Raw genomic sequence first — 20,110 nt, 5'->3', positions numbered from 1 at the left:
CTCGGCCGCGCAGCCCGCGAGCCGAGCGCGGACCTTCCAAAATCCACCTGTGAATGTTCTCTTGAGTGTTGTTGGACACCACTCAACCAAGAGGATTGCATGCGCCTGTCTCGTTGGATCGCGGTCACGGTGTTCCCGGTCGTTGCGGTCGTCACGGCGGCTCGTTCCGGCCGCACGTCGCACGACCCCGCGGGCGACCACGTTCGGCGCCACCTCGACAGCGTGCTCGTCGAGCTGCGAACGAATCACCTCGCCGGCGCCGGCGACGCACGGCTCGCTCGGCGAGCGCGCCTGATCGAAGAGTTGGCGGACTACCGCAACCGCGGCGCGTATCCGCACAACTACGATTTCCCCGGTCGGCTCGTGCCGTACTTCAAGGATCGCGAGACCGGAGCGCTGTGCGCGGTCGGTGATCTGCTCGCCTTCACCGGGCGACAAGACATCGTCGATCGTGTCGTGCGTCTCGACAACAACGTCCGAGTCGCCGAGCTGGCGAGCGACACGGCTTTCCGCGCGTGGCTCGACGACAACGGATTGACGCTCGCCGAAGCGGCGCGCATTCAGGTCGTGTACGCCCAGTCGGTGAGCCCGGCGCAGATGGCGGGAACGTTCGCCGTCGGCTTGGGGGCGTCGCTCGGCTCGTTCACGTCGCTGTCCACGACACTGGCCAACGCGACGGCGAACCGGAACGGGCAAAGCAAAAAGACCACGATCTGGGGGCTGGCCTCGAGCGGCGTCACCCTCGCGGCCGGCGTCGCGTTGCTGCACAGCACCGATTTCCCGCGCCGCTTTGGAACGATGGCCACGACCATCGGCGCCACGGGGCTCGCCGTGTCGGGGCTCGCGCTGCACAACCACAATCGACTCGAGCGTGAAACCACGACTCGGAACACGATTGTGGCACTGGCTCCTACGCTGGACCTGGGCGCAGGAAACCAGGCGCCTCGCTTGGGAGGCGAGGTTTCCATTCGCTTCTGAGAAGCTGATCCATTCGGCCGCGCGTGCCGGCGGGCGCAGTATCCCGCCGCGCGCGCGGTCAGGACCGGGCGATCACGGCGCGACGTTCGTCGCGGTCAACGACTCGCCCGCTGTGCCGCGACGTAGTCGCGTAGCACGCCCGCTTCCGTCTCGACCTGTTGGAGCCTGGCTTTCACCAGGTCGCCGAGCGAGATCACGCCGCGCACGGTGCCCCCCGAGGTGACCAACAGATGGCGCTGCCGCTCGAGCGTTATGCGCAGCATCGCCTCTTCGATCGTGTCCTCTTCGTCGCACGTCGGCGCGGTGTGCATCACGTCGCGGACGCGCAGACGATCGAACGAGTAGAAGCGTTCGTGCGTGGCTCGCACGACGTCCCGCTCGTCGACGATTCCCACCAGTGTGCCGCTCGCGTCCACGACCGGCAGCGCGCCGATGTGGTGGGTCACGAGCAGCCGAACCGCCGCGCCGAGATGCGCATCCGGTCCGACGGTGATCAAGTTGACAGGCTTTCGCTCGAGCAAGTCGTGCACGTGCATCGTATCCTCCCCTTCGACGAAATGGGTCCCTATTTCCAACATACCCGCCAATTCACGAAATGGATTGGGGGCCGCTACCAGCGGGCCTCATCCACTGGCCCGCATTTCGCCTTACGGCTGTGTGTGATGAGTTGCAATGAGATCAAGAGACGGGCGCGGTGGACGAGCTCGAGCGTAGCGACGATCGCCGTCCTCGCCGTGGCAGTAGCATGCGGACGCGACGGCGATGGCGCCTCCCAGCAAGGAGAGGTCAGCAAAGGCTGGTCGCCGGCGCAGACCGTCAGCATCGCGGGCGTCTCAGCGGACGATATTCGTCAAGCGATTCAGCGCCGGCTGCACGGCACGCGCCCGACCGAAATCGCCGCTGACCGCTGGCTCCACGTTCAACGCCTGTACAACTCGTACAACGGCGCCCCGTTGTGGATGGAAGCCGAAGGTCCGAACAAGCCGCGCACGAACGCGCTTTTGCGCGCGATCGTGAACGCGAACGACGACGCGCTGCGGCTCGACGCTTATCCGCTTCCGGAGCTCGTACAGGCGATGGGCGCTGTGCGAGACGCGAAGACACCGACGGCCGATCAGCTCGCCGACGCGGACGTTCTGCTCACGGCGACGTACGTCGCGCTCGCCGAAGACTTGCTCGGCGGCCAGACGGACCCGAAGCAGCTTTCGCAGAACTGGCACATCGACGGCAGCGGACGCGCCGAGCGCGTCGACAGCGCGGTTGCGCGAAGCCTGCGCACGGCGAAGCTCGACGAAGGCATCGCGCGCATGCGCCCGCAGTACGACGACTACGCGGCGCTGCAGCAGTCGCTGGATCGATTCCGCGGCATCGTGACGAAGGGCGGCTGGCCGACGGTGCCGAGCGGGAAGCTCTTGAAGCGAGGCGAGCACGACTCGGCGGCGAGGCTCGGCGCACTCCGCGCCCGTCTCGCGGCGGAAGGATTCGGACCCGACAGCTCCGACTCGACCACGCGCGCCGCCGCGACCGTGTACGATCGCGCGCTCGCCGGCGCCGTCGCCGACTTTCAGGCGCACCACGGCATCGTCGTCGACAGCATCCTCGGCGATTCGACCGTTCAGTCGCTCAACGTGACCGCGCAGTACCGACTCGCTCAGATCGCGGCCAATCTCGAACGGCTGCGGTGGCTGCCGCGCGATCCGGGACAGCGCTACATCATCGTGAACGTCCCGGCGTTCCGCCTACAGGCGTACGACAGCGGCCAGAAGGTGCTCGAGATGAAGGTCATCGTCGGCGAGGAGTACGAGGGAAAGCAGACGCCGGTGTTCGCGGACACGATGCAGACGGTGGTCTTTCGTCCATACTGGCAGATCACGCCGAACATCCAGAAAAACGAGATCGAGCCGAAGATCGCCGCCGACCCCGGCTACCTCGAGCGGAACGACATGGAGTACTACAAGGACGGCGGCGAGACGCGCATTCGGCAGCGCCCGGGGGACAAGAATTCTCTCGGCCTCGTGAAATTCCTCTTCCCCAATGACTTCAACATCTATTTGCACGGGACGCCGGAAGGCCAGCTCTTCGACAAGGACGTGCGCGCGTTCAGCCACGGCTGCATCCGTCTCGAGAAACCCGAGGATCTGGCGAGCTGGGTGCTCGGCTGGCCGCTCGACCGAGTGACGGAATACGAACACGGCGACAACAACCGCTCGGTGCGCGTTCCGTCGAGGCTGCCCGTCTACATCACGTACCTGACGACCTACATGCGCGACGGCGACCTCTATTTCGGCAACGATCTCTACGGACGCGATGATAAACTTGTGCAGCAAATCGCATCTGGATCGCTTGCGAGCCCGGAAGCTGCTCAGAACATCGACAAGTTGAGAAAACTCGTGAACGAATGACCTTCCCGTGGTTCTGGCTGCTGGTAGTTGGATGGATGACCCTTTCGCCGGGCGTCCACGCCCGAGCCGTGACGCCGGTCCACGCCGATTCGATTCGCGTCCCAATCCTCGTCTATCACTCGATCGCCAAACATCGCGCCGGCCAGGACGGCGAACAGCGCGAGCTCGACGTAGACACCACCGTTTTCAGAACGCAGATGAGCTACCTGGCCAACCACGGCTATCAGGTCATCTCGTTCCCGTCGTTGGTGGACGCGCTCCAGCACGGCACCGCCGTTCCGCCGCGGTCGGTCGTGATCACGTTCGACGACGGCTGGGAGACGCAGTACTCCATCGCGCTTCCTGTTTTGCGGCAGCTCCATTTCACGGCGACGTTCTTCATTTTCTCGCAGCCGATCGGCGTCGATCGGGGCTACATGACGTGGCCGCAGATCATGGAGCTGCAGGCGGCGGGCATGACCATCGCCGCCCACTCACGCACCCATCCCAAGCTGACGCTGCCGACCGTATCGCTGGCGAGCGAGGTCGCGGGGAGCCGCGCCGACATTCAGCGCGAGATCGGGGTCGCCCCGGACATTTTCGCGTATCCGTACGGCATCTGGGATGACCGCGTCGCCGCCGCGGTCCGCTCGGCGGGGTTCCAAGCGGCGCGCGCGCTGTCCGGCGGAGAATGGAATTCGTCTTCGAGCCTCTTCGCGCTGCACAGCGTGTTGGCGACGGACAACATGCAACTGTTCGAGCGAGCGCTCGGTCCGTAGGGATCTTGCGGAGCCCAGAGCCGGCTTCAACCTTCTAGCGTCGAGCACAGTGTGTAGGCCTGCTCTTGCCCCGGAGCTCACGATGACTGCCGCCGCGACCACGTCGCCCCGCGTATACAACCCGATCTCCGGCTCGAGCTGTGTTCCGCCGACCTACGCCGGCGATCTCGACGTCCTGCCGGGGTGTCTCGCCGCGGTGATCGAGGATGCCAAGTCGATCGTCGCCGGCCTCTCGGACGCGCAGTTCAATTGGAAGCCGTCACCGGGCCAATGGTCCGTCGCGCAATGCCTCAAGCATCTCGTGCTCACCGGAACGATCGCGGCGAACGGACAGGAGGCGGCCATCGCGCAACTGCACGAGCGCGGACGACGCTCCGACGGCCCGTACGTCTATCGCGGCATCGCCGGCAAGATGGGCACGATGATCAGCAAAGGCGTCGAGCCGCCCGTGCAGAAGAAGTACAAGACCGGCAAGAAGGTCGTGCCGACCGAGCGTCACGATCGCGACGCGCTGCTCGCCGAGTTCATTGCCGTGCACGAGCGACTCGCGCGGGCGCTCGTCGCGGCGAAGGGACTCGACCTCGCGGCCGCGAGAGTTCCCCTTCCCATTCCGATGTTCTCGATGCGGCTCGGCCAGAGCCTGGCGTTCGAGATCGCTCATGCGCGGCGGCACCTGTGGCAGGCGCGTCAAGTCAAAGCGTCACCGGGGTTCTAGGCTGCGTTGGGAGGAGAAAGCCCATTCCGTATTCGTAGCGGACTCGACAACTTGAGGGTGTTGCTCCCGCCTACCCCTCCCGAGAGTCCCCATGATTCGGAAGATCCTCCTCGTGCTCGGCAGTGTGCTGCTCGTTGTTGTCGTCGGCGGTGCATTGTACGTCGGCTCGAGACAGCATCTCACGTTCGACGCGCCGTACCCGAAAGTCGTCGCGTCCAAGGACTCGGCGGTCATCGACCGCGGCCGCTACATCGTGCGAGTCGCCGCAGGGTGCGCGGCGTGTCACGGCGACCCGGCGCAGCGAGCGGCGTACAAGAGCGGTGCCGACACACCGTTGATCGGCGGGTTCGTGTTCGACATCCCGCCCGGCAAGTTCTATCCGCGCAATCTCACGCCTGACGCGGAGACCGGGTTGGGCGGCGTCGGCGACAGCGCGATCGCCCGAGCGCTGCGATACGGCGTCGGCCACGACGGCCGAGCGCTGTTGCCGTTCATGGAGATGCAGGGACTGTCGGACGACGATCTCGTCGCGGTGGTGTCGTATCTGCGGACGCAGGCGCCGGTGCACAACGTCGTCCCGCCGCACTACTTCAACGTGATGGGCAAGGTCGTGAAGGCGACCGCGATGTCGCGTCCGGTGGGCCCGTCGTCGACGCCGCCCGCGGTCGCTCCGCGCGGCGCTTCAGTTGAAACGGGAAAATATCTCGTCGAATCGGTTGCCCTCTGCTGGGCGTGTCACACGGAGCGCAGCCGGGTGACCGGCGCACTCACCGGACCCAAGTTCGGCGGAACGAAGGGCTTTCAGGAAGCCGACGATCCGACTCATTCGTGGTCGCCGCCCAACATCACGAGCGACAAAGAGACCGGCCGGCTCGGCCTCTGGACCGAAGACCAGTTCGTGGCGCGCTTTCGGCAGGGCCGGGTCATTCCTGGATCGCCGATGCCCTGGCAGGCGTTCGCGAAACTCAGCGAAGACGACCTGCGGTCGATTTATCGTTATCTAAAAAGCGTGCCGGCGGTGAAGCGTGACAACGGCCCGGTCATGGTGACCGAGGGGAAAAAAAGCTGACGATCGCCGTCGGCGGTTCGGCTTGCGCCTCACCGGCGAAACGCTATGTTCGTTTGACCGGCCGCCATGCGATGTCGCACGGAGCCACCTGATCGCCCGTCTCACCCAGGGAATCACGTGTCATCCGCCCTGATCCGCCGCGCGCGCCACGCCGCGGGCCTGCTCGCCCTGATCGCCGGAGTCGCCCACCGCGGTGACGCCGAGACACTCAGCTGGATCGACTACTGCACGACCGGCTCGTTCAAGGCGTGCATGAACATCAGCGTCTCGTTCGTCACCGTCACGCCCTTCGGAACGCCGATCACCCAGGCGACCATCACGCTCCAAAATCTCGAGGGTACGCTCGGCTTGGGCGCGTGGGGCCTCGAGAGCGTCGCGCTCGCGAATTTGGCCGCCGACGGCAGCCCGATCAACGCGCATGCTTTCGTCGCACCCACCCCGACATTCCTGGGCACCGCGCAAGATCACGGCGTTCCGACCGGGATACTGGCCGGTTCCTGGCTCTGGTTCACGTCGTCGACCGGCACCGCCAGCTTCGACCGCGAGAATCAATTCGGCGACGGCGCGTATCCCATCGCCGGCTGTTCGCCGCTCGCCGCGAATCCTTCGTATCCGGGATACTTCTCGACCTGCGGCGACGGCGCGATCCAGTATTCGTTCCTCATGCCGCTGGTGAGCTTCACCAACAACACGACGGTGAGCATCACCGGCTTCGCTGATCAGGCAGGGTCGTTCTCGTGCACGTTCGGCGTGGACTGCGTGCAAGTCACGCCCGAGCCGACGACGTTCGCGCTCGTGGGCGGAGGACTGCTCGTGATTGGCGGATTCGAGCGGCGTCGCCGGCGTCGACGATCACTCGCCTAGATGGCACCGGTCAAACCAAACGCGAAAAAGATCAAGGCGTTTCGCGACGCCGAGGCATTCGAGACGTGGCTCCGCGCGAACCATGCTCGCGAGACCGAGATCTGGATCAAGATCCACAAAAAGGATTCCGGACTTCCCACGGTGACGCACGCGCAGGCGCTCGACGTCGCGCTGTGCTGGGGCTGGATCGACGCGATCCGAAAGCCGCTCAATGAAAAATCGTTTCTACAACGCTTTACGCCGCGGCGGCCGAAGAGCATCTGGAGCCAGGTGAACCGCGACCACATCGCACGGCTCACCGCGGCCGGGCGAATGACGCCGCACGGGCAGAAGCAGGTGGACGCCGCAAAGGCCGATGGGCGATGGGACGCCGCTTACGCGCCGATGCGGAGCGCGAACGCCGACAATCTGCCCGCGGATCTTCGAGCGGCGATCGACGCGAACCCGCGCGCGCTGAAGACGCTGAAGACGCTCGGCCGCATGAATCTTTTCGCGCTCGCGTTCCGCACGAACAACATGAAGACGCCGGCGGGACGCGCGAAGAAGATCGCCGATTTGGTGTCGATGCTCGCGCGCGGCGAAACGATCGTGCCCGAGAGGCGGCCAGCCAAAGCAAAGTGAAGTCGACGCTCGACGATCCGGACCTCACGGATTGTTGAGCGTCAGCAGCGCGAAGTCGCTCGAGAGCTGCGCACCGCTCGACGTGACCACTTTGGCCCTGAGCGAGCACGGGCCGTTCTTGAACGCCGTGGTGCTGAAGCTGAGGGTCAGTGGGGCCGACGAAGCCTCTCTCGAGCTCGGAGCCCTGTCGCTCGAGCCAAAGGTCTGTTTGGCGACAACCGTATCGGTACCCGAATTGGGAGGACGCACGCAGTTCATCACCAATGCGGCCTCGGAAAGCAGCTGCGACGCTGGATCGACATTGACCGTGACGTCCAACTGGCCCGACACGTTCGAAAGGGTCGCCGGAGCGGAGGTGCAGCCGCCGCTAGGGGCGCACACCGTCTGGTTGATCTGGCTGATGAGTACAGGTGCCGACGCAGGGGGCGTAACAGTCACGGGGACTGCGCCGCTGACCGTGGGGTCCGCGTGAGCAGTGGCGATGATGAACGCGTTGCCGCCGGCGACGCCAGACACGTGACCGCTGCTGTCGACCTTTGCGATCGCAGCGTTGGACGAGGTCCACTTGACCCTACGATCCGTGACGCTCTGGGCTACGTCCACCGCTGCTAGCAACGTGGCGCTTTGTCCGATGGTGAGATCCAGCGACGTAGGCGTGACAATGACGGAGCGCACGGGGCTGCCAGTCCCACCCATTGTCGCGATGCCTTTGTCGCTGCACGCAGACAGCGCGAACGCAGCGAGGCCAACCAGAACGGCGAGTGAGGAGCTTCCCAGAAGGATGCTGGGCGGCGCGGTGCATCGTGCCGGCATTGCGACCCTCGTGAAGGGCGTGCTGACGGTCGGCAGCAGCGTCGCCGACCAGGCCATAATTGCAAATTGAATTAGAATATCAGGATCAGATGCGCGCAAGTGCAACCCGGGGAGCGTCACCGGCTCGCCAGATCGTTCCTGTGTGACCTCTGATGCTTTTGGCTGGCGAATTCGATATCAGAGACGCTCCGCCAGCATCGTATCGAGCTCGCCGAGCAGCACGTCGTCCGCCGAATGCCGTACGGCGGAATTCCGCAGACGCGTGAGGACCCGCCCGCCGGCGAACATGACCTTGCAGAGTCGCCGCGATTGCGCGCGCACACGATCGACGCGCGGGCGGCGTCGCGCCACGTAGCGCTCGAGCGCGATCGCCACGTGCGACGAATCCGTTCGGCACAGCTCCTCCGCGAGCACGGCGGCGGACTCCATCGCCAGCGAGGCGCCCATCGCGTCCAACGGCAAGCTTCCATAAGCGGCATCGCCGATCAAGACGACGCGGTCGGAATGCCAATGCTCCAACTGAAGATCACTAAAATCGTCATGGTAGACGTCGCGGGCTTGCGAGAGCTCGCTGAGGATCCAAGGGACCGAGCCACCGAATCCGGCGAAATGCTCGCCGAGCCGCTCGAGCCGCGTCTCGGTCGGATCCGGCGTGTTCGCCTGGAGCCGCGCCGCCAGGATCACACACACGCGGTCGCGCATCGGGTACGTCGCCACGAGCTTTCCCGCGCCCCAATACTCGGTCACCTCGCACGGCGGGACGAATGGAGACTCAATCCAGAGCGCCCACCCCGTGAGTCCGGTGTACGCCGGTGATACCCTGCCAAACACGAGCTGCCGCATCGTCGACCGAACACCGTCGCAACCGACGACGACGTCGAACACGTCCGCCGTGTCGTCGTTGAACCGCACCGAGGCGCCACGTGGCGACATCACGATCTCGCGAACGGTCGTGCCGAACCGAATGCATCGATCGCTCAACGCCTGCTCCAGGAGCCCGATCAAATCGGCCCGCGACACGTTGACGACCGGTCCGTGTTTCGCCGAGATCTCGTCGAGTGAATACGAGTGCAGAATTTCACCGGACTCGGTCGCCACGACATAGCGCGGACACTCCACGCCGATGGCCTCGAAGCGCCGGAAGATGCCGAGGCCTTTCAGGATTCGGCTCCCGGCGGGCCACAGACCGATCGCGTACCCGGCGCCGCGACGCCGGCCGGACCGTTCAACGACGGTCGGGGAAAACCCACGCTGCTCGAGCAGCGCCGCGAGCGTGAGGCCGGCGACGCCGCCGCCCACGATCAGCACACGCAGCTCCGGACCGTAGCGCTCCGCGCGGCCAACGAGGCGTTGGTACGTGCCGTAGCCGAGCGATCGGTTGTCCAAACCGTTCATGATGTCGTTGCTCCTTTGCCGCCGCGGCGCAGCCACCGCTGGTGCGCCAGCCGGAGCCTGGCCGACAGCGGACCGTGCGCGCGCTCGTGCTCTTCGTCGAGCACGGAGCGATACGCGGACGCTAGGCACTCGCGACTGAGCATTCCCACGAGTCGCGTCGGCGCCGCGCGGTCGACGACCGGCAGGCGGCCCACGCCAGACCGGATCATCAACTGCAACGCGTCTTCCAGCTGGTCGTCGGGATACGTGATGACCGGCGACGGCGTGCCGATCTGCAGCATCGTGAGATCGCCGTCGTCTTCGTTGTCGAACGCGCGCAGCAGATCGCCGCGCGACAGAATGCCGACGAACGCGCCATCGCGATCGACGAGGGGCCATGAGTGTCGCCGGCCGTAAATCGGATCATTGAGCAACACACGGCGAATGATGTCGACGGCATATGTGTCGGCGGGAATCGACGGAACGTCACGCTCCATGACGTCTTCGACGAGAAACCGCGCGAACGGACTCACCGTGTACTCGCGCACGACGTGATACCCGCGGCGCGCCACCTTCTCGGTGAGAATCGAGCGCTTCATCAGGAGCACGGTCACGGCGTGCGCGGCGACGCAGCCGACCAGCAGGCCGGGAAGCAGCTCGATGTCGTGCGTGAGCTCCAACAGAAACGCGATCGCCGTCAGCGGGGAGCGCATCGTACCGCCCATCATCGCGGCCATGCTGATCGTGGCCCACAGCGCGGGGTCGCCGACGTGAATCCACCGCGCCTCGATGGCGCCGAGCGCACCGCCCATGATCAGCAGCGGGGCGAGCACGCCGCCCGACGTACCGGAGCCGAGCGCAACGCTCCAGATGACCGCCTTGGTGATGAGCAGGGCGAGCACGAACGCACCCACCAACTGACCGCCGAGCAAATCGCGAATCGTATCGTAGCCGACGCCGAGCGCCCGCGGCTCGATCATGCCGCCAAGCCCGATCACGGCTCCGCCGATCACGGGCCACCACATGTAGTGCATCGGCAGCTTCACGAAAACGTCTTCAGCGCCATAGACGAGCGCCGTCAGCGCGGCGGATCCAAGGCCGGCGACGATCCCGACCGCGAACGCCACGCCAAGATCGGATGCCGTCATGGCGCTGTGCGTCGCGATGGGAAAGATCGGCCCAGCACCGAGGAGCGGCGCTCGAAGCACGTAGGCGATGACAGCCGCCGCGGCCACGGGAATGAAGCTGCGGGGCTTCCACTCGAAGAGGAGCAGCTCCACCGCAATGAGCACCGCCGCGACGGGCGTCGAGAAGATGGCGGACATCCCCGCCGCGGCGCCGGCCACGAGCAGCGTCTTTCGCTCGGCGGCGGACAGATGAAACGCCTGCGCGAACAGCGAGCCGAGCGCGCCGCCGGTCATGATGATCGGGCCTTCGGCGCCGAAGGGCCCGCCGGTTCCGATCGAGATTGCCGACGACAGCGGCTTGAGGATCGCGACCTTCGCTTCCATCCGGCTCTGGCCGATGAGGATCGCTTCCATGGCTTCCGGAATGCCATGGCCGCGGATCTTCTCCGACCCATATCGCGCCATGAGGCCGACGATGAGTCCACCGATCATGGGGATGACCAGCGCCCACCAGCCGAGCGTGTTCGCGGCGGGCGACACCATGACCGACGAAAGCCGGTGGTAGTAGGCGAGATTCGTGATCGTGCCGATCAGCCAGACGAGCACGTACGCGACGACCGCGCCCATCGCGCCGACGACGACGGCCATCGCCGTGATCGGCAGCAGGCGCGCGTCCGTCGTGAAATCTCGGAGATCCTTCCTAGCGGGCTCTGGTCCCATGCCGCTCCCGCGCAAAGGTGACAGACAGGCCCTATTGTATGATACATGGTCGCCCATGTGTGAGCCATTCAGTCCGTCAATGGCGACCCCTGCCATCCCGCGCTACGCGAGCCCTCTCACGCGCTTGTAGTACGCGATGTACTCCTTCGGCGTCGACATCGCGATCACCTTCGCGACGGAGGTGAGCTCGAGATCATCGAGCTCCTTGAAGTGGAGACAGCACTTCCCCATGTCGAGCCGCTTCCCGGCTTTCTTGAATGCATCGGCGAGCAGCTTCTCGGAGAACGGCGGCGTGTACTTGCCGTTCGAGCTGTCGTGCGTGCCCATCAGATAGAGCGAGTTGTAGTTCTTCTTCGCGCCGAGGCCCACGTAGCAGAGCGGCTGCCCGTTGTGCGTGTCGGAGAACTCTTCGAGCGGAATCCCCCAGTTGATCACGCCCCAGTTCATGAACTCTGCGTACCCTTTGGGGAGGTGCCTGTGGACGAAGGCGCGCGCCTCGTCGATCGCCGACCTCTTTTCCGCAGTGAGCGAGGCCAAGTAGGCGGCCACGGTGGTCGGGCGAGCGGCCTTCGCCTTTGAGCGTGGTTTGCTGGCAGCTATCGACCTGTTCCTCGTGTTGGGGTGGTCCGACCGGATCGTGCCGTCGCTGCGTCCTTCTCGGCTTCATTAACACGTCGAATGAGGCCCGTCAAAATCGACACGGGCTTGGGGATCAGACGACGAGTTGTCTAGGGTGTTCGGCCGTGTGACGTTTCGTTTCTTACGATCCGGAAACGCAACGGGGTGCACATGACCAACGTCACCGCGACCGAACAGCCGCACCTGCTCCGCCGATTCGGCCTGCTCCCGGCCACGGCGCTGAACATGACGAACATGATCGGCGTAGGACCGTTCATCACGATCCCGCTGCTCATGTCCGCACTCGGCGGTCCGCAAGCGATGCTCGGCTGGATCGTCGGGTTGGTCATCGTCATATGCGACGGCATGGTGTGGAGCGAGCTCGGCGCCGCAATGCCAGGTTCCGGCGGCTCTTTTCATTACCTGCGCGTCGCGTTCGGGCCTGAGCGGATCGGCCGCTTGATGGCGTTTCTTTTCGTGTGGCAGTTCGTGCTCAGCGGTCCTTTGGAAATCGCGTCGGGCTACATCGGGTTCTCCGATTACGCGAGCTACATCTGGACGGGACTCACGCACGCCGAGTCGATCCTGCTCATCACGGTGATTGGCGTCGTCAACATCGCGCTCTTGTACCGGCGCATCCACTCGATCGCCAACATCACCATCTCGCTCTGGATCGGGACGCTCATCACGGTTGTCGCCGTGATCGCCACCGGGGCCGTGCACTTCAATCCGCGCGTCGCGTTCGACTTTCCGCCCGGCGCGTTCAACTTTTCCCTCGGGTTCTTCCTCGGCGTCGGCGCGGCGTCGCGCATCGGCATCTACGACTACCTGGGCTATTACAACATCTGCTACATCGGCGACGAAGTGCGCGACCCCGGGCGCGTGATCCCGCGGTCGATCCTGATCAGCACCGCCGCGGTGGCGGTGATCTACTTCGGCATCAACCTGTCGATAATCGGTGTCGTGCCGTGGCGCACGTTCGTGCCCGCCGCCGCTCACCAGGAATCGAACTTCATCGTGTCGATCTTCATGCAGCGAATCTATGGTTCGCGGATCGCGACGATCTTCACCCTCCTGGTGCTGTGGACCGCGTTCGGCTCCGTGTTCGCGCTCTTGCTGGGATACTCGCGCATTCCCTACGCCGCCGCAGAGAGCGGCTACTTCTTCCGGGCGTTCGGGCGGCTGCATCCGACGAAGGATTTCCCGTACGTGTCGCTCCTCGTGCTGGGCGCGCTCTCGATCCTCGCGGGGTTCTTTTCGCTCGGCACCGTCATCGACGCGCTCATCGTCACTCGCATTCTCGTGCAGTTCATGGGGCAGATCTTCGGGTTGATTCTGCTCCGGCGGCGGGCCCCGGACATGCCTCGCCCGTACCGGATCTGGCTCTACCCGCTCCCGGCGCTGATCGCGCTCCTGGGATGGATCTTCGTCTTCGTGACGACGGACGTGTGGGTGATCGCGTTCGGCGTCGGCGCGCTCGCGGCGGGGGGCGTCGTGTTTCTCTTCTGGTCGTGGAACACGAAGCGCTGGCCGTTTGGCCTCGAGGAGGCGACCGCGTGACGCCGCGACGAACAGTCATCCTCGCGTTGATGCTGGGCACGAGTGCCGCCGCCGCCCAGGATCGACGAACGTTGCACGACGGGTGGCTCGTGCAGTCATCTGACACCGTCGGCCTGGACGGGGCCAAGATCTCGTCGCGCGCGTACCAGCCGAAGAGATGGTATCGCGCAACGACGCCGTCGACGGTCGTCGGCACGCTCGTCGAAGACGGCGTCTACCACGATCCGTTCTTCGGCATGAACCTGCGGTCGCTCCCGGGAATGACGTATCCGATCGGTGCGAACTTTGTGCACACCGCGATGGCGCCGGGAAGCCCGTTCGCCGTGCCGTGGTGGTACCGCACGACGATTCGCGTGCCCACTGCCATGCGCGGCCGCCGACTCGCGCTCCAGTTCGACGGCATCAACTATCGGGCGAACATCTGGGTGAACGGTCGGCGTTTGGCCGACTCGAGCGAGGTGGCCGGCACTTACCGGCGCTATGAGCTCGACGTCACCGACGCGTTCTCCGCGACCGCCACGAACGTGGTGGCCGTCGAAGTCTTCGCGCCGACGCCGCCGGATCTGCAGACGACGTGGGTCGACTGGAATCCGTCCCCGCCCGACAAGGACATGGGCATCTGGCAGCCCGCTCGTCTCGTGTCCACCGGCGACGTGAGCGTACGCTATCCGGAAGTCGTGAGCCATGTCGACGCTTCAGCAAACCGCGCCGATCTCACGGTGGCGGGCGACGTGAAGAATCTCTCATCACGATCCGTCACGGGAATGCTGCGCGGCCGCATCGACGGCCTGGGCGTGTCATTCAAGCGGTCGATCACCATCGCGCCGCACGACAGCGCGCTCGTTCAGTTCACGCCGGACAGCTTTCCACAGCTTCGCGTCACGAACCCGCGACTCTGGTGGCCGGCGGAGCTCGGCACGCCCGACTTATACAGTCTCGATCTCGAGTTCGTCACGGGGGGACGTGTCTCCGACCGACAGCACGTGCGGTTCGGCATACGCGAAGTCACAGCCGAGATGACGCCAAAAGGCGGGCGCCTGTTCCGCATCAACGGACGTCGGATTCTCGTGCGCGGCGGCGGTTGGGCCCCGGACATGTTCTTTCGGCCGCAGCCCGAGCGGCAAGACGCCGAGCTTCGCTACGCGCTCGACATGCACCTCAACACGATCCGTCTCGAGGGCAACTACGAGGACGACGGATTCTGGCAGCGCACCGACAGCCTTGGCGTGTTGGTGATGACGGGATGGGTGTGCTGCAGCGCGTGGGAGGAGTGGCCCAAGTGGGGCCCCGAACAGTACGCGATCGCGGCGGCGTCGCTGCGCGATCAGATCCGGCGCCTGCGCGCGCACCCCAGTGCGCTCGTGTGGCTCAACGGCAGCGACAACCCACCGCCCGCGAACGTCGAGCAGACGTATCTCGACATCGAGAAGCACGAGATGTGGCCGAATCCAACGATCTCTTCGGCCAGCGCCAAGCCCACGCAGGTGACCGGCGCGAGCGGCGTGAAGATGACCGGGCCGTACGATTGGGTGCCGCCGTCGTATTGGTTGCAGGACAGCACACATGGTGGGGCGTGGGCCTACAACACCGAGACGAGTCCGGGCGCCGCCGTGCCGCCGATCGAGAGCATGCGACGCATGATCCCGGCGAGCGACATCGCGTGGCCGCTCGACAGCGTGTGGCTCTTCCATGCGGCCGGTGGACAGTTCACGCATTTGCTCGACCGATTCAACACGGCGCTCTCGACGCGCTTCGGCGCTCCGACCGGCGTCGAGGACTACACCGCGACGTCGCAGCTCATGACGTACGAGGGCGAGCGCGCGATGTTCGAGGCGTATCGCCGCAACGCGTATTCCTCGACGGGCGTGATTCAGTGGATGTTCAACAATGCGTGGCCGTCCATCTACTGGCACCTGTTCGACTGGTACCTGAGACCCGCGGGCGGGTACTTCGGCGCCAAGAAAGCGAACGAACCGGTGCACGTGTTGTTCTCGTACGACGACCGCTCCATCGCCATCGTGAACGGCACCCGCGAACCGCTAAACGGCGTGCGAGTGCGGGCGCGAGTGCTGACGCCCGACGGAACCGAACAGCTGACGCGCGATACCATCGTGAACGTGCCAGCCGATAGCACCGTGCGGACATTTACGCTCGCCGAGCCGTCCGGCGTTTCCGGCGCCTACTTTCTCGATCTGAGGCTGATCGATTCCGGCGGGCGAACGCGCAGCACGAATTTCTACTGGCTGTCGACGCGTCCCGACGTGCTGGCCGACACGTCCACGTGGTACATGACTCCCGTGAAGTCGTTCGCCGACTTCACGGCGCTTCGCGCAATGCCGGTGGCCGAGGTGAAGGCAACGGCGCGATTCGCACCTGGCGAAGGGCGCGTCACGCTCACGAACCCGTCGAAGTCCGTCGCGTTCTTCGTTCGTCTCCAAGTTACGGGACGAGATGGAGAGGAAACGCTGCCCGTGTTGTGGGACGACAACTATGTATCGCTTCTCCCGGACGAGACCCGCGTAATCACGGTCAAGTATCGCGCGCGAGACATGCATGGCGCGCCACAGGTCGTCGTCCAAGGGTGGAACGTCCCGCGGACGACGGTCCGCTGACACCCCGGGCTGACTCGCCGAGGGTTATTGTCGCATTTCCCGCTCCGGCGGCGTAATGGGCGATGAATCGATGCCGGACATGACACAGCCTCTCATCCCGATGGAGCTTGAGGCGGCGATAGTCGCCGTATACCGTGGACCGCTCGAGGCGTTTGTCAACCGTCGCGATGCGTTGGTCAAACAACTGCGCGCGGCGAAGCGACGTGAAGACGCTGATCGCGTCAAGCTGTTGCGTAAGCCGAGCCGTATGGCATGGGTGCTCGACAACATCGTTGACGACGACGGCGGATCGATTGAGCAGCTCACCGCTGCAATCCGTGACGCGCAACGGGGCACCGACCTCCGAACTGCGCTGGAGACCGTAAAGGCGGCGGTACGCGCTGTGGCCGCGGCGGGCGCGCGTGTCGCCATCCGTGCGGGACAACCGATCGACGCGAACATGATCGCCACTGCCCTGCACGCGGTGATTGGCGACGCCGGCGCGCTCGAGGCGTTGCGTGCGGGGCGACTCATCGAAGTGCCTGAGGGTGGCGGTCTCGAAATGCTCACCACCATCGGGGTGAGTGCCCCGACTACACCACGACCATCGGGGCCGCCGCCCGCCTCCGAGCGAGCGGAAGCCGCGCCGCGCGCCCCTGCGATGGAGGACGCGCAGCTCGCGGAAGCTGCGCGCGCGGAACTCCGTCGCGCCGAAATGTTGCTCGCAGATTTGCAAGAGCGCTCGGCACATGCGATGCAATCGGTTCACGACGCCCAAAAAGCGCTGGACGCCGCCGAACGCGAGTCGCTGAACGCTCAGGCCCAGGCACAGGCCCGACGCGCCGACGTCGAACGTGCCCGACAAAACGCCGAGGTAGCCGCATCGGCAATGCGAGCCGCCGAGCGAGCCGTCGCCGTTGCGCGCGCGCAGGCAATCGATAGCGGCGATGGGTAGAGTCAGTCAGCCCGACTGGTCCCAACAGAGGCGTTTTACAGACGCTAGGCGATCACATCGCCGCCGATCTTTCGGAGGGTGGCCAAGCTGGCGTCGAAGGGCGGTCCCGCCTTCACCGAGCGTACTCGAATAGACACTTCCACCGGGCGAAAACGGACAGTTTCGCGGGCCGACCGCCGGTGGTGGTCGGCCCTCCATTTTCGACCTTGGGGGCTTTCCCGCGCGAGACCCCGCCATGCATGGAGTGTCAGACCGCCTGCTACTACGACTCTGCTGGAGGAGGCGAAGGGGTCGCGCGTCGAAGCGCCCGGCGCATCGGCGGCGGCCGCTCGACGATGTACCGCCGGATCGACGCAGGCCTCTCGATCAGCCCAGCGACACGATTCAGGCGCGCTATCAGCCGCGCCCGCGCATGCCGACCAAGCTCGAGCCGTTCAAGCCGCTGATTGACGCGCGGCTCTCGGAGTATCCGCAGCTGAGCGGGGGTGCGACTGCTGGCCGAGATTCGCGCCGCCGGCTATCAGCGCGTGCGGGCACAATTCGGGCACAGCGATTTCGCCCTTTCGACGCTCGGCCAAGGGCCCTCGCCATGGGTCCGATCCACGCGCTGTCCGGAAGACCTGGCAATGAGCCGCCCCTACCTCGCCCTGGCTTGTTGCAGTCGGTCTAGAACTGCCTCCCGATAACTCCGGCTCACCACCAGCCGCAGTCCGTTCACGAGGGTAAGGCGATACTCTCCGCCGCCCAGCGGCGTGCACTCGCGGACGCGCTCCACGTTCACGATCGCCGAGCGGTGAATCCGCGCGAACGTCGCCCGCGGCAATAGTTCCTCCAACCTTCGCATCGTCATGCGGATGAGGTGCCGCTTCGACCCGGCGTGGACACGCACGTAGTTATCCTCCGCCGAGCACCAATCGATTTCGTGTGCGGGGATCACCAGAATCGTCTCGGCGGTCCTGACCACGAGTCGCTCGGGGGTAAGGACAGGTTGCGCCGACTGCAGCAACGCGTCGAGCGGGTCGTTCGCGGGTCTTCGGGTCCGTTGCCGCTCGTGCAATCGTGAAACGGCGGCGGCCAGGCGCTCACGCGTGAACGGCTTCAAGAGGTAGTCGACGGCGTAGAGATCAAACGCCTGAATCGCGAAGCGGTCGTACGCCGTGACGAACACGATGTGCGGCCGGTCGGCGGGATCCAGCGCGCGCACGACGTCGAGGCCCGCCAGCCCCGGCATGGCCACATCGAGGAACGCCGCATCGGGCCGAGTCGCGCGAATCTGCTCCAGCGCCGCGATGCCGTTGGGGCAGATGGCGACGACCCGCAATTGCGGCGTCGCGGCGAGCCGCCGAGCGAGGCCGTTCAACGCGGCCGGCTCATCGTCGGCGACGAGCACACGAAGCACGTCGTCCGCCATCAGGCCAACTGCGGGTCGAGCGGAATGCGAATCGTCACGAGCCCGCCCCGCGCGCCCGCGTTTCGCGTTTCGCACCGAATCGATCCCGCGCCGCCGTAGCGCAGCGCCAAACGCTCGCGCGTGGCCGGCAGCCCCACGCCGCCGACCGCGAACGGATCCGCGCCAAATCCGGGCCCGTCGTCTTCCACCGACAGCAGGAGCGCATCCGCTTCGCGCGCCGCGCCGATGGCGATGTGCCCCGTCTCCACGCGCGGCGCCACGGCGTGACGGACGGCGTTTTCAACGATGGGCTGCAACAGAAAGCTCGGGACGCGCTCGTCGAGCGCATCGTCAGGAACCACGAACGTCACGACCAAACGGTCGCCGAACCGCGTCTCCTCGATCGCGAGATAGGCGCGCAGCAGATCGAGCTCCGTGCGCAGCGGCACCTCGGGCACGTCGCGCAGGCTCAGCGTGGCGCGCAGCAGCTCAGCGAGCTTCACCGCCATCGACTCGGCGCCCGCCGGATCGGTGTCCGTGAGCATCGCGATGCCGTGGAGCGTGTTGAAGAGGAAGTGCGGCTGGAGCTGCATCTGCAACGCGCGCAGCTGCGCTTGCGCCAGGTCGGCCTCGAGCCGCAGGGTGTCGAGCTCGCGCCGGCGACGCGCCGCGCGCTCGTCCATCGCCATCAGCACCGCCACGAGCGAGGCGTAGACCGCGACCCCCAGCAACACGTGTCCGCCGATGAGCCGTTGGAGCGTCGCGCCGTACGACTCCGCCGGAAGCGTCGGTGGTCGCGAGAGCCACAGCGCCCACGCGGACCACGCGGACCACGCGAGTGCCGACGCGGTTGCGAGCACGACGTGCATTGTCAGCGGCCGCCACAGGGGGCGCTCGAGCGGCACGCGGCGCATCGCGACGCGCACGGCGGGCGCGATGGGGGCCCAGATCCACCACGACACGAGGAGCGCCGCCCCGAGCCGCCCGAGGTACGCGCGCGTTTCTGGCTCGATCGGCAAGAACAGCACGGTGGCCGCCCCGGCGACCAGTCCGGGAATCGTCCACCCGGCCAGCGATAGCAGCGCAGCGCGGATGCGTTTCACGCCGCGAATCTACTGCCGCGCCCGAGCCCGCGCCGAGTGTGGCGCGCCCGATCGACGAACTTTTGTGGCGAGTCGCGGCCACGTGCCGCCAACCGCGCGAAGTGCGCTCGGCTGCGCTGTACCTTCGTCGCTCATGACACACCAACGGTTGCTCGTAAACACGTCGTTCCTCTCGGTGCTGCTCCTGACGCTGCACTTCGCCGAGGACGCCTACCATTCCTCGCCGGGCACGGTCGAGGCGGGATGGGGCAACCTCACGGGCGTTGTGATACTGACCCTGATGCTGGCCGGGCCCGCGCTCGTCCCCGAGCTCCGATCCGGGCGGATCATCATGCTGTTCGTCGCGCTCGCGGCGATCGGCATGCCGGCGCTCCACTTCAGCAACAACGGAAATCGCAGCCGGTACAGCGACGCGTTGCTCTTCATATGGTGCTTGATCGCGCTCGGCGTGA

18 protein-coding genes are annotated in these 20,110 nt (G+C 65.8%); 11 read left to right on the top strand and 7 right to left on the bottom strand.

What is annotated here, in order from left to right:
* The first annotated feature begins 99 nt into the window (after window positions 1-99).
* Window positions 100-978 (top strand): hypothetical protein, encoded by an 879-nt coding sequence (locus tag VGQ44_09875; protein ID HEV8447120.1) that lies wholly within the window; start codon window positions 100-102, stop codon window positions 976-978.
* Between the two features lie 95 nt (window positions 979-1,073).
* On the opposite strand, the gene VGQ44_09870 is transcribed toward VGQ44_09875, so the two are convergent.
* On the bottom strand, window positions 1,074-1,514 hold the full coding sequence (locus VGQ44_09870; GenBank protein ID HEV8447119.1) for a CBS domain-containing protein: 441 nt from the start codon (window positions 1,512-1,514) through the stop codon (window positions 1,074-1,076).
* 126 nt (window positions 1,515-1,640) lie between these two features.
* On the opposite strand from VGQ44_09870, the gene VGQ44_09865 reads away from it, so the two are divergent.
* The 6 genes from VGQ44_09865 (at window position 1,641) to VGQ44_09840 (ending at window position 7,407) form a co-directional block, all read left to right on the top strand.
* Window positions 1,641-3,380, top strand: coding sequence for a L,D-transpeptidase family protein (locus VGQ44_09865; GenBank protein ID HEV8447118.1), 1,740 nt, complete (start codon window positions 1,641-1,643; stop codon window positions 3,378-3,380).
* Window positions 3,377-4,138, top strand: coding sequence for a polysaccharide deacetylase family protein (locus VGQ44_09860; protein HEV8447117.1), 762 nt, complete (start codon window positions 3,377-3,379; stop codon window positions 4,136-4,138). The genes VGQ44_09865 and VGQ44_09860 overlap by 4 nt, the downstream gene beginning before the upstream one ends.
* A gap of 82 nt (window positions 4,139-4,220) precedes the next feature.
* Window positions 4,221-4,853 carry a DinB family protein gene (locus VGQ44_09855; protein ID HEV8447116.1) on the top strand — a complete coding sequence of 211 codons (633 nt, stop codon included), beginning with the start codon at window positions 4,221-4,223 and terminating at the stop codon, window positions 4,851-4,853.
* 91 nt (window positions 4,854-4,944) lie between these two features.
* Window positions 4,945-5,922 carry a c-type cytochrome gene (locus VGQ44_09850; protein HEV8447115.1) on the top strand — a complete coding sequence of 326 codons (978 nt, stop codon included), beginning with the start codon at window positions 4,945-4,947 and terminating at the stop codon, window positions 5,920-5,922.
* A gap of 117 nt (window positions 5,923-6,039) precedes the next feature.
* Window positions 6,040-6,786: a PEP-CTERM sorting domain-containing protein gene (locus tag VGQ44_09845; protein ID HEV8447114.1), complete on the top strand. Its 747-nt coding sequence runs from the start codon at window positions 6,040-6,042 to the stop codon at window positions 6,784-6,786.
* On the top strand, window positions 6,787-7,407 hold the full coding sequence (locus VGQ44_09840) for a YdeI/OmpD-associated family protein (protein ID HEV8447113.1): 621 nt from the start codon (window positions 6,787-6,789) through the stop codon (window positions 7,405-7,407).
* Window positions 7,408-7,431: 24 nt separating this feature from the next.
* Here VGQ44_09840 and VGQ44_09835 read toward each other — a convergent pair whose 3' ends face one another.
* The 4 genes from VGQ44_09835 to VGQ44_09820 all read right to left on the bottom strand — a co-directional run bounded on the left by VGQ44_09835 (window position 7,432) and on the right by VGQ44_09820 (window position 11,990).
* Window positions 7,432-8,319 (bottom strand): Ig-like domain-containing protein, encoded by an 888-nt coding sequence (locus VGQ44_09835; protein ID HEV8447112.1) that lies wholly within the window; start codon window positions 8,317-8,319, stop codon window positions 7,432-7,434.
* A 78-nt stretch (window positions 8,320-8,397) separates the two neighbouring features.
* Window positions 8,398-9,615 carry an NAD(P)/FAD-dependent oxidoreductase gene (locus VGQ44_09830; protein HEV8447111.1) on the bottom strand — a complete coding sequence of 406 codons (1,218 nt, stop codon included), beginning with the start codon at window positions 9,613-9,615 and terminating at the stop codon, window positions 8,398-8,400.
* A complete protein-coding gene (locus VGQ44_09825) occupies window positions 9,612-11,441 on the bottom strand; it encodes a chloride channel protein (protein HEV8447110.1) in 1,830 nt (609 codons plus the stop codon). Before VGQ44_09825 ends, VGQ44_09830 begins: the two co-directional genes overlap by 4 nt.
* A gap of 102 nt (window positions 11,442-11,543) precedes the next feature.
* Window positions 11,544-11,990 carry a DUF1801 domain-containing protein gene (locus VGQ44_09820; protein HEV8447109.1) on the bottom strand — a complete coding sequence of 149 codons (447 nt, stop codon included), beginning with the start codon at window positions 11,988-11,990 and terminating at the stop codon, window positions 11,544-11,546.
* A 240-nt stretch (window positions 11,991-12,230) separates the two neighbouring features.
* Between VGQ44_09820 and VGQ44_09815 the strand changes: the two genes are divergently transcribed.
* From VGQ44_09815 to VGQ44_09805, 3 genes are all read left to right on the top strand, one after another.
* Window positions 12,231-13,619 carry an amino acid permease gene (locus VGQ44_09815; GenBank protein HEV8447108.1) on the top strand — a complete coding sequence of 463 codons (1,389 nt, stop codon included), beginning with the start codon at window positions 12,231-12,233 and terminating at the stop codon, window positions 13,617-13,619.
* Window positions 13,616-16,231 (top strand): glycoside hydrolase family 2 protein, encoded by a 2,616-nt coding sequence (locus VGQ44_09810; protein ID HEV8447107.1) that lies wholly within the window; start codon window positions 13,616-13,618, stop codon window positions 16,229-16,231. The genes VGQ44_09815 and VGQ44_09810 overlap by 4 nt, the downstream gene beginning before the upstream one ends.
* 70 nt (window positions 16,232-16,301) lie before the next feature.
* Window positions 16,302-17,165, top strand: coding sequence for a hypothetical protein (locus tag VGQ44_09805; protein ID HEV8447106.1), 864 nt, complete (start codon window positions 16,302-16,304; stop codon window positions 17,163-17,165).
* 637 nt (window positions 17,166-17,802) lie between these two features.
* Here VGQ44_09805 and VGQ44_09800 read toward each other — a convergent pair.
* Together VGQ44_09800 and VGQ44_09795 are read right to left on the bottom strand one after the other, a co-directional pair.
* Window positions 17,803-18,576 carry a LytTR family DNA-binding domain-containing protein gene (locus VGQ44_09800; GenBank protein ID HEV8447105.1) on the bottom strand — a complete coding sequence of 258 codons (774 nt, stop codon included), beginning with the start codon at window positions 18,574-18,576 and terminating at the stop codon, window positions 17,803-17,805.
* Window positions 18,576-19,658, bottom strand: coding sequence for a histidine kinase (locus VGQ44_09795; GenBank protein ID HEV8447104.1), 1,083 nt, complete (start codon window positions 19,656-19,658; stop codon window positions 18,576-18,578). Before VGQ44_09795 ends, VGQ44_09800 begins: the two co-directional genes overlap by 1 nt.
* Before the next feature lie 133 nt (window positions 19,659-19,791).
* Between VGQ44_09795 and VGQ44_09790 the strand changes: the two genes are divergently transcribed.
* Window positions 19,792-20,110: hypothetical protein (locus VGQ44_09790; protein HEV8447103.1), on the top strand; the 319-nt coding region annotated here is incomplete at its 3' end.

Source organism: Gemmatimonadaceae bacterium (assembly GCA_036003045.1).
In the GTDB taxonomy this organism is placed as follows: Bacteria; Gemmatimonadota; Gemmatimonadetes; order Gemmatimonadales; family Gemmatimonadaceae; genus JAQBQB01.
This window is presented reverse-complemented; position numbering and strand designations above follow the sequence as displayed.